The 10,793-nt window shown below is 68.8% G+C and carries 4 protein-coding genes and 1 pseudogene; all 5 read left to right on the top strand.

The features are described 5' to 3' along the window. The first annotated feature begins 288 nt into the window (after window positions 1-288). Window positions 289-6,276: a PAS domain S-box protein gene (locus VF584_10755; GenBank protein HEX8210646.1), complete on the top strand. Its 5,988-nt coding sequence runs from the start codon at window positions 289-291 to the stop codon at window positions 6,274-6,276. Between the two features lie 130 nt (window positions 6,277-6,406). Beyond that, window positions 6,407-8,008, top strand: a complete 1,602-nt coding sequence (locus VF584_10760; protein HEX8210647.1) for an ATP-binding protein — start codon at window positions 6,407-6,409, stop codon at window positions 8,006-8,008. A 25-nt stretch (window positions 8,009-8,033) separates the two neighbouring features. Further along, a complete protein-coding gene (locus VF584_10765; protein ID HEX8210648.1) occupies window positions 8,034-8,660 on the top strand; it encodes a response regulator in 627 nt (208 codons plus the stop codon). A 68-nt stretch (window positions 8,661-8,728) separates the two neighbouring features. Continuing rightward, window positions 8,729-9,856, top strand: a complete 1,128-nt coding sequence (locus tag VF584_10770; protein HEX8210649.1) for a hypothetical protein — start codon at window positions 8,729-8,731, stop codon at window positions 9,854-9,856. 720 nt (window positions 9,857-10,576) lie between these two features. Continuing rightward, a pseudogene (locus VF584_10775) lies at window positions 10,577-10,793 on the top strand (IS701 family transposase).

Consider the following 10,793-nt stretch of genomic DNA (forward strand, 5'->3'; position numbering starts at 1 on the left):
GTAGGTCTGCCCCTAACGGATCTGTGCGAGCGGCGGCGGTCATGGTGGGGGAAAGGGTGGGCGTGATGAATCACGCCCCTACCACATCTGCCGGCGCGGATTCAGGCCCGCGGCACAGACGTTCTGCCCGAGTCCGCGAAGGCGGACTTTGTGCTTTTGTTGCAGCGAGTTCACTCGCCCGCTCCAACCCTCCAACCTTGTCAGCCACCCGCATCGTCACTTATTTTACCACCCGCTCCGCCTCCCTCCCGCGGCGCCATTCGCAGTCCTTCTTCCCGCAGCGCTCCGATGCACCCGTTCCCCCTGACGCAGACCGCCGTTCCCGAAGCCGCGACCGGTGACTTGGACTCGCTCCGCCTCGAGCTGCAGGCGGAGCGCGCCCGGCGCATCGCGGCCGAGGAGGCTTTGCGCGCGCGGGACCGGAAGGTGGCGGAGGTGGAGGAGCTGGCCCGGCTGGGGAGCTGGGAACAGGTGCTGCGCGGCTCGCTCGCCGAAGACCCGGTCACCTGGTCGGACGAGGTGCTGCGCATCCACGGGGTCCAGCCCGGCGGAGCGCCTCCCACCTTTGCCGAATTCCTGGAGTTCGTGCACCCCGAAGACCGCGAAGCCGTGGTGGGAGCGACCGCGCGTCTTTCCGAGAGCGGCGAGCCGTCGGAGCTCGTGTACCGCGCGCTCCACCCAGCCGGGGTGCGGTGGGTGCACGCCCGCGCGCGGCTGATGCGCGACGCCGCGGGGAGACCCGAGCGGCTGCTGGGCACCAGCCAGGACATCACCGAGCGCCATCTGGCCGAGCACGCCCTGCGCGAGCGCGACCAGATGCTGGACGAGGTGGAAGAGCTGGCCCAGCTCGGCACCTGGGAGTGGAACCTCTCCACTGACGAGATCCGCTGGTCGCCCGAGCAGCTGCGCATCCACGGGATGAGCGCCGAGACGGGGACGCAGACCTTTGCGGAGTTCATGGCACGCGTGCACCCGGACGACCAGGGGCGCGTGATGCAGGAGTGCGAGCGGCTGATCGCCACCGGCGAGTCGTTCGCCATCCCCTACCGCGTGGTGCGGCCCGACGGCACCCTGCGCGAGATGCAGGCGATGGGGAAGCTCCTTCCCGACGCAACGGGGCAGCAGGTGCGGATGGTGGGGACCGCGCAGGACGTCACCGAGCGCAACCGCGCCGACCGCGCCCTGCGCGCCTCCGAAGCACGTTTCCGCGACCTCTTCGAGCAGTTCCCGCACTCGGTGCAGATCCTCTCTCCGGAAGGGCGGACGCTGCAGGTGAACCCGGCGTTCGACCGGCTGTGGGGGCTCCCCATGGAGGAGCTGGCCGGCTACAACCCGCTGGAGGACCCCCGGATGGAGCCGATCCGCGATCTCCTGCGCCGCGGCTTCGCGGGGGAGCGCGTCACCCTGCCGGAGGTGGAGTTCGACACGCGCGGGATGCACGCCGAGGTGGGCGGGCAGCCGTGGCCGCGCTGGATCCGCTCCTTCGTCTTCGCCGTGCGCGACGACGCGGGCGCGGTGCGCGAGGTGGTGCTGGTGCACGAGGACGTCACCGAGCAGCGCCGGGCCGAGCAGGCGCTGCGCGCATCGGAGCAGAGCTACCGCGCCCTCTTCGAGCTCTCCAACGACGCCATCTACGTCCACGACGTGGAGACGGGCGCCATCCTGGACGCCAACCGCAAGGCGTGCGAGGCCGCGGGGCTGGCCACGGTGGCAGAGGTGCGCGAGCGGGGGATGCAGTTCATCACGGGGGGCGAACCGCCCTTCGTTCCCGAGAGGGCGATGGAGTACGTGCGCCGCGCAGCCGCGGGCGAGCCGCAGCGCTTCGAGTGGCGCACCGGCGCACCGGACGGCGGCGGGCAGGCGTGGTGGTCCGAGGTCTCCCTCAACCGCGTGGTCATCAACGGCACCGAGCGGCTGCTGGCCACCGCGCGCGACATCACGGAGCGGAAGCGCGCCGAGCAGGCCATCCGCGACAGCGAGCGCAGCTACCGCACCATCTTCGACTGGACGGCCGCCGCCCTCTGGGTGCACGACCTGGAAACGGGCGAGTTCCTGGACGTCAACCAGACGGCGTGCGCGCTGCACGGCTACACGCCGGAAGAGATCAAGGCGCTGGGCGTGGCGGGGCTGAGCTGGGGCGAGCCGCCGTACACCGTCGAGAACGCGATGGAGTACGTGAAGCGAGCCGTCGCGGGCGAGCCGCAGCGCTTCGAGTGGCTGGGGCGCCACAAGGACGGCTCCCCGGTGTGGGCCGAGATCACGCTGCGCCGCGTCACCATCAACGGCGAAGACCGGCTGCTGGCCACCGGGCGCAACACCAACGAGTGGAAGGCCGCCGAGCGCGCCCTTCGCGCCAGCGAGGAAAGCTACCGCACCATCTTCGACTCCACCGCCGCGGCCATCTGGGTGCACGACCTGGCCACCGGCGAGCTGCGCGAGGTCAACCAGGCCGCCTGCGAGCTGTACGGCTACACGGCGGAGGAGCAGAAGGAGATCGGGCTGGACGGGCTGACGTGGGGCGAGGCGCCGTACACGCTGGACGAGCTGCACCGCATCTTCAGGCTGGCGCGCGGGGGCGAGCCGCAGCGCTTCGTGTGGCTGGGGCGCCACAAGGAGGGTGGCGAGGTGTGGGCCGAGGTGCAGGCGCGCCGCGTCAGTGGCGCGGACGGCGACCGGCTGCTGGTGACGGCGCGCGGGATGAACGAGTGGCGCGCCGCCGCCGATGCCCTGCGCCGCGCCAACGAGGAGCTGGAGCAGCGCGTGGCCGCCCGCACCGCCGAGCTGGCGCAGACCAACATCGCGCTGGAGGAGGAGGTCGCCGAGCACGAGTCCGCCCGCGAGGAGCTGCTGGAGCGCACGCGCGAGCTGGAGGGCGTCTTCCAGGCCCTCCCGGACCTGTACTTCCGCATTGACCCGGACGGCGTCATCACCGACCACCGCGCGGGGCGGGCGGCGGGGATCTACTCCCCCCTCCCCGAGTTCCGCGGGCGGCGGATGCAGGACGTGCTTCCGGCCGAGCCCGCGTCGCGCTTCGCCGAGGCGCTGGAGGAGGTGGGGCGCACCGGCGAGCTGGCGTGCGTGGAGTACGCGCTGGAGATGGACGGCGCGATGCACGACTTCGAGGCGCGCCTGGTGCCCCTCGCGGACGGATCGCGCATCACCGTCGTGCGCGACATCACCGAGCGGAAGGCGGCCGAGGCGGAGATCACGCGGCAGAAGGCGTACTTCGAGGAGGTGATCGGCAGCCTGGAGAACGGGATCGCGGTGTTCGACACCAGCTTCCGCTTCGAGTACTCCAGCCCCAGCACGGTGCTGGATCCCGAGGTGAGGGAATGGATCGTGGGGCGCACCATCCTGGAGTACGCCGAGCGCATCGGGCTGCCGCCGGAGATGGCGCGCAGGCGCCACGAGGCGGTGGTGCAGGCCGCCACCGAGCGCGCCTCCGTCCAGTTCGAGGAGGAGAACCGCCGCCCAGACGGCACCAAGCGCCACATGCTGCGCCGCGCACTCCCCGTGCTCAACGCGCAGGGCGAGCTGATGAGGATCATCGGCTACAGCGTGGACATCACCGAGCGCAAGCGGGCGGAGGAGGCGCTGCAGGAGCGCGAGGAGCGCTTCCGCACCCTCATCGAGCACGCGCACGACATCATCACCATCCTCGACGGCGAAGGGAAGATGGTGTACCAGAGCCCCTCCACCAAGCGGGTGCTGGGCTACACGCCCGCGGAGCTGGAGGGGATCAGCGCCTTCTCGCTGGTGCACCCGGACGACGTGGCGACGGTGCAGGAGGCGATGGGCACCATCGTGGGCGCGCCGGGGACGCTGGCGAGCGCCGAGTACCGCTTCCGCCACAAGGACGGCAGCTGGCGCCGGCTGGAGACCTTTGGACGCGCTCTCCCCCCCGACTCGCGCGAGGGCGCGGCCATCTTCAACAGCCGCGACGTCACGGAGCGGCGCGAGGCGGAGCGGGCGCTGCGGGAGCGCGAGGAGCACTTCCGCCGCATGATCGAGAACGCGTCGGACATGGTGCAGGTGGTCGCGGCGGACACCCGCATCGTCTACACCGGCCCCTCGGTGGAGCGGCTCCTGGGCTACACGCCGGAGGAGATCCAGGGCTCCAGCGCGATGGACTACCTGCACCCGGACGACATCCCGGCCACGCTGGAGAAGTTCGGAGAGATGCTCTCCAGCCCGGGCGTGCCGATCACGGCCGAGTACCGGGTGCGCCACAAGGACGGCCGCTGGCGCGACTTCGAGGCGCAGGCCATGACGCTCGCCTCGCACTCCGCCGAAGAGGGCGTGGTGGTCAACGCCCGCGACGTCACCGAGCGGCGGCGCGTGCAGGAGGTCCTCCAGCGCAGCGAGGAGCACTTCCGCGCGCTCATCGAGAATGCGCACGACCTCACCGTCATCGTGGACGCCAGCGGGCGATTCGTGTACCAGAGCCCGTCGATGGAGCGGATCTACGGGCGCTCGCGAAACGAGACGCTGGGGCACACGCCGTGGGAGCTGATGCACCCCGACGACGTCGCCGCGGTGAAGGCCGAGTTCGCGCGCATCCTGGCGAACCCCGGCTCCATCGGCCACGTGGAGTACCGCTACCGCCACGCCGATGGCTCGTGGGTCTACACGGAAGCGTTCGGCCGCACGCTGGACCCCGAATCGGCCGAGCAGGGGGTGGTGGTCAACGCCCGCGACGTCACCGAGCGCCGCCTGGCCGAGAGCGAGATCCGCGACCAGGAAGAGCGCCTCCGCTTCGCGCTGGAGGCGGGGCGGATGGGCGCGTGGGAGTGGGACGTGGCGACCGACCGCGTGACCTGGTCGCCCACGCTGGAGGAGATCCACATGATGGCGCCCGGCAGCTTCGCCGGTACGCGCGAGGCCGCCATCGCGGACATTCACCCCGAAGACCGCGCGCGGCTGGAGGAGTCGCTCCACGCGGCGATCACGGGGGGCAAGAAGTACGAGATCCAGTACCGCAGCATCCTCCCCGACGGCAGCATCTGCTGGCTGGAGACCAACGGCCGCGTGATGGAGGACGCCGAGGGGCGGCCGGTGCGCATGGTGGGCGTGTGCCGCGACATCACCGAGCGCATGCGCGCCGAGGAAGCGCTGCGCCGCGCCACCGAGGAGGCGGAGCGCGCCAACCGCGCCAAGAGCGAGTTCCTGTCGAGGATGAGCCACGAGCTGCGCACGCCCATGAACTCCATCCTGGGCTTCGCGCAGGTGCTGTCGCGCGCGGGGCTCTCGGCCAGCCACAACAAGTACCTGCAGCACATCCTCAAGGGCGGCCGGCACCTCCTCAACCTGATCAACGAGGTGCTGGAGATCTCGCGCATCGAGAGCGGCAGGCAGACGCTCTCGCTGGAGCCCGTACACCTCGCGACCGTGCTGCAGGAGGCGCTGGGCCTGGTGCGCCCGCTGGCCGAGCAGCGCCGCGTGGAGCTGGACGACGCGCCGTACGTGGCCGACCCCGGCGCGTACGTGCACGCGGACCGTCAGCGCCTCACGCAGGTGGTGCTCAACCTCCTTTCCAACGCGGTGAAGTACAACCGCCCCGGCGGTCGCGTGCGGCTGTGGAGCGACGCCCTGCCGGGGGAGGAGTGCGTGCGCGTCCGCATCGAGGACACCGGCCCCGGCATTCCCGCGGACCGTGCGGACCAGCTCTTCACCCCCTTCGCCCGCCTGGGCGCCGAGCAGACGGAGGTGGAGGGCACCGGCCTGGGCCTCGCCCTCTCGCTGCGCCTGGCGGAGGCGATGGGAGGCGACCTGGTGCTGGAGAGCACCGGCACGGGCGGCAGCGTCTTCCGCCTGGAGCTGCGCCCGGCCGACAACCCGCTCACCCGCGCCGAGGAGTCCGGCGGCGCCCCCGCGGCGATGGGCGTGGGGCCGCACCGCGCCGCGCGCGTCCTCTACATCGAGGACAACCTGGCGAACCTGGCGCTGGTGGAAACCTTTCTGATGTCGCGCCCGGAGTGGCAGACGATTCCCGCGCTGCAGGGCCTCGTCGGCGTGGAGCTGGCGCGCGAGCACCGCCCGGACCTGGTCCTGCTCGACCTCCACCTCCCGGACATGCACGGCTCCGAGGTCCTGCGCCGCCTCCGTGCCGACGCGCGCACCTCGGACATCCCGGTGGTCGTCATCAGCGCCGACGCCACCCGGAGCGCCGTCGACGAGCTCCTCGCCGCCGGCGCCGACGCGTACCTCACCAAGCCGCTCGACCTGGACGAGTTCCTCCGCACCCTCGAGCAGTTCCTTCCCGAGCAGCCGGCATGATCAACAGCATCACACAGAGGGCACAGAGGGAACCACAAAGGCACGGAGAAAACCTTTCTGTACTTCTCGCTGTACCCTCTGTGTCTCTGTGTGAGGCCAGCCGTACCCGCGAACGCGCACCGGAGATGGAATGACGCACGACGAAGTGCGCGCCTGCACCCTGCTGCTGGTCGACGACGAGATCCCCAACCTGGAGCTCCTCCAGGTGCTGCTTGAGGTGGAAGGCTACACGCGCGTCATCAGCACCTCGGACGCCCGCCAGGCGATCCCGCTGTGGCAGCGCCACGAGCCGGACCTGGTGCTGCTCGACCTGCACATGCCCCACCGCGACGGCTTCGCGATCCTCAACGACATCCGCGAGCTGACCCCGCCCGGCGAGTTCCGCCCCGTGCTCGTCCTTACCGCGGACATCACGCCCGAGGCCAAGGAGCGCGCGCTGTCGTCGGGCGCCAAGGACTTCATCAACAAGCCGATCGACGCCACCGAGGCGCTGCTCCGCGTGCAGAACCTGCTGGAGACGCGCGTCCTCTACCGCCGCGAGCGCGAGGCACGCCAGGCCGCCGAACTCCTGGCCGAGGCCAGCCGCGTGCTCAACGCCTCGCTCGATGCCGCCACCGCCGTCGCCCAGCTCGCCCGCCTGGTGGTGCCGCGGGTGGCCGATTGCTGCGTCGTGGACCTCTTCGACTTCGATAGCGGCGAGCCCGTCCGCGCCGGCGCCGCCCACGCCGACCCCGCCGAGGAGCCGCGCATCAAGGCCGGCGTCCTCGCCTCCGGCCCCGGCTCCGAGATGGCGTGGGCGCCATCGGCGGAGGAGGCGGCGGCGTGCTTCGGCGGGGCCTCGGCCGGGTCCGCGGTCGCGGTGCCGCTACGGGCCGCGGGGCGCGCGGTGGGGCGGATGGTGCTCGGCCGCTCCGCCCCCTTCACCCCGCCCGACGTGGCGCTGGCCGAGGAGCTGGGCCACCGCACTGCTATGGCCGTGGAGAACGCCCGCCTCTTCCGCGCCGCCCGCCAGGCCACCGAGGCGCGCGAGCACACGCTTGCCGTCGTCGCGCACGACCTCCGCAACCCGCTCACCGCCATCCGCATGGACGCGGAGATGCTGCGCTCGATCCTCGCGCCCAGGCTGGACGACTTCGAGCGCGGCTCGCTGGTGCGGATCGACCAGGTGGCGGGGCAGATGGACGGGCTGATCCAGGACCTGCTGGACGTGTCGCGGATGGAGCGCGGCGCCACCGCCCTGGAACTGGCCCCCCGCGCCGCGGACGACCTCCTCTCCGAAGCGGCGGACACGCTGGCCCCCCTTGCCTCCGCGCACGGCCTCACGCTGGAGGTGCGCGGGTGCGGACGCGAGACGATGGTCAACGCGGACGGCTCGCGCGTGGTGCAGGTGCTCTCCAACCTGGTGGGCAACGCCGTCAAGTTCACGCCCGAGGGGGGCACCGTCACCCTCTCCTGCCACCGCGACGGCGACGAGGAGGTGCGCTTCGCCGTCGCGGACACCGGCGCGGGGATCGAGCCGGAGCAGCTCCCGCACATCTTTGGAGCCTTCTGGCAGGCGCGCCACGCCGACCGGCGCGGGCTGGGGCTGGGGCTGTCCATCGCGCGCGGGCTGGTGGAAGCGCACGGCGGCCGCATCTGGGTGGAGAGCGAGCCGGGAAGCGGCACCACCTTCCACTTCACCCTTCCCGCGCACGCCCCGCTGGAGGCCCCGCGTCCGGCCGCGGCCGTATGACCCGACCCTCAATCGCACGGGCAAAATGAGCCGCATCCTCGTCGTCGAAGACACGCTTGAGATCGCCGAAGGACTTCAGCGCACCCTGGAGTACGATGGCTACGAAGTGTCGCTGGCCACCAAGGCGGCGCACGCGCTGGCCCTCGCCACCAGCGACAAGCCCGAGCTGATCGTGCTGGACCTGGGCCTCCCGGACCGCGACGGCTACCACGTCCTGCAGCAGCTTCGCGAGCGCGGCGTGCAGACGCCGGTCCTCATCCTCTCCGCGCGCCGCGAGGAAGAGGACAAGCTGCAGGGCTTCCGCCTGGGCGCGGACGACTACGTCACCAAGCCGTTCAGCATCCTGGAGCTGATGGCGCGCATCTCGGCCCTCCTGCGCCGCGCCCGCCCCGCCGCCCCCGCCGCGGACGGCGCTGCCGAGCCCCCCCGCCCCGCCGCCTTGACCGACGAGGCCCTGCGCGAGCGCTTCAACCTCACCGCCCGCCAGATCGAAGTCGCGCGCCTCCTGGGCGAGGGCTTCACCAACGCCGAGATCGCCGCCAAACTGGAGATGAGCTACTACACCGCCCGCAACCACACGGAGCAGGTGCTGGCCAAGCTCGGCGTGTCGTCGCGGGCGGCGGTGGGGGCGCTGTTGTACGGGCAGGGGTAGCGGATCTGCTTACGTTGCAATGAGATACACAACAAAGCTTTGAGAATTCCTCATACTACAGGGTCAAGGTGACGGATACTTCGCCGGATGGATCACTCAAAAGCTCGGGTCGTATGGGCAGACCTACGACCGAAGTCCAACCTGAAGATAGGCGAAAGCGTCCGCTAGTCTTTATCAGCCACGATCATCGCGATGCGGATCTAGCGGAAGCATTCGGCAACCTGCTCACTGATGCAAGTGGCGGTTTCCTCAAGTCGTTCCGGTCCTCAGATCGTCGAGGTACCTCAGGAATCGAGTTCGGGGCGGAGTGGTACACAACTGTAATGAGCCGATTGGATGAAGCAACTGATGTCGTTGCACTCTTGACTCAAAACAGCATGGATCGACCATGGATCCTGTACGAGGCCGGTGTTGCAAAAGGAAAGTTGGGCAACACTGTATTCGGGGTCGCGGTAAATATTCCCCTCGAGCAGGCAAGCCGCGGACCCTTTGCTCAATTTCAGAATAGCGATGACGGAGAGGATTCCCTAACAAAACTTGTCCTACAGCTTATTCAAGGAAATTCGGACGCAGAGCCGCGGGAAGAGGCTGTGCGCCGACAGGTGAGCGCATTCCGGGATTCGGTAGCTCGGCTTCGCATCACACCTGGCGAGCAGCCGGAACCTCAACCTGAAGTCGATGCAGGTGCCGTCGCAAAGTTGTTCGAGGAAATCAAAGTGATGTTAAAGGATTTACCTGACCGGCTGCAGAAGCAGGTTCGTGAAACTCTCGTTGCAGCACCGTCGAGAAAGCGTCGAAAGCTCCCGTTGGCGACCTATGACTCAATGTTGTACCATGCAGCAATAACTGGCAACATGCAAGAGTTCGCCACCGCGTGGATGATGGCTCTAAGCGCCATCCGAGAGGATGTTTATGCGTTGTATGAAGTTGGAATGGATGTCTACCGTGCACTGGTTCTTGGAAATCCTCACAGGATTCGTGTAGCGGTCAAGCAGTTTGGGAAGGCGTTGCTCTTTGTTGACCCAGGCATGTTGCGTGAGACCATCACAGATGGAAGATCACCAGATGAATTCTACTACATGCTGCGCCAGTTTCATGAACACCTTCAGCACTTCGTGCACCAGAATGCTGAAATCACTCGGGCCGCACCCAAAGGCGCGGAGGGTAGCGCGAACCTTGTGCAGGAAGCACCCTGACGACCCGGAGTTTACATGGCGAGGTGGCGGCCCGACGCGTGTCAGGAGAGCGCACTTCGCGAGTCCGCATTGAACGAGATCGTCATGCGGAAGGTGTGCGCCACTGGCTCCCCGTCGCGCATGGCCGGCGTAAACTGCACGTCGCGCAGCACGGCCTCCGCCGCTCGGCAACGCTGAGGTCCCGCCGGACCTCGTGCATCCGCTCGCTGCCATCCCGTTCCCGAAGCACCATCCGGTCCGGCATCCCGCCATCCGCAGGCGTTGTGAATGGCTGCACCGCCGTGACGCGACCGGTCTCGTCCACCGATACGTTGACGGTCACCGAAGCACCGGCGGCACCAGTGTCGGTCGGCCAGTTGGCGGCGCAGGCTCGCCTGCATTAACGCGTAGTCAGCGGGCTCGGGCAGCCGGTCCACACCCGCCGTTTTCCGGAGTTCTTGTGCCTCATCCGATAGTTCTCTCCTGGAGGGTATCGTCAAGACGCTTGGACACTTCTGGAGAGATTAGCCCTACGCTGCGACCGTAAACCCATAGACATTAGGATCCTCCATGCCACGCTACTTCAACGAGCAGCCCACCAACGCCAGTCGCGCGCTTCAGATCTGGCTCATACTGATCGCGGCAGCACACGACCGAAAGATACTAACTTTAGGAGTTACGCAGTTGGTTGTAAGCAGGTAGCTTACAGCTATGAACGCATCCAAGGTGATTGATAGCCACTACATACAGTTCCTGATCGCCAGTCCGCGCATGGTGAGTGGCACGGAAGCCGCCCGCGTGCATCCGGAGAGCGGAGCTGAAGCGCCAGCGCACGATGCGTTTACGCGCTTGCTACACCGGCTGGAGCCCGATCCAGAGACCTTGTGGCAGGAGGCTCGCACTCAGGTCCGGCGCCGCCGAGGCGTGCTGGTGCTGGACGATACCACGTTGGACAAGC

This window comes from Longimicrobium sp. (assembly GCA_036389135.1).
In the GTDB taxonomy this organism is placed as follows: domain Bacteria; phylum Gemmatimonadota; class Gemmatimonadetes; order Longimicrobiales; family Longimicrobiaceae; genus Longimicrobium.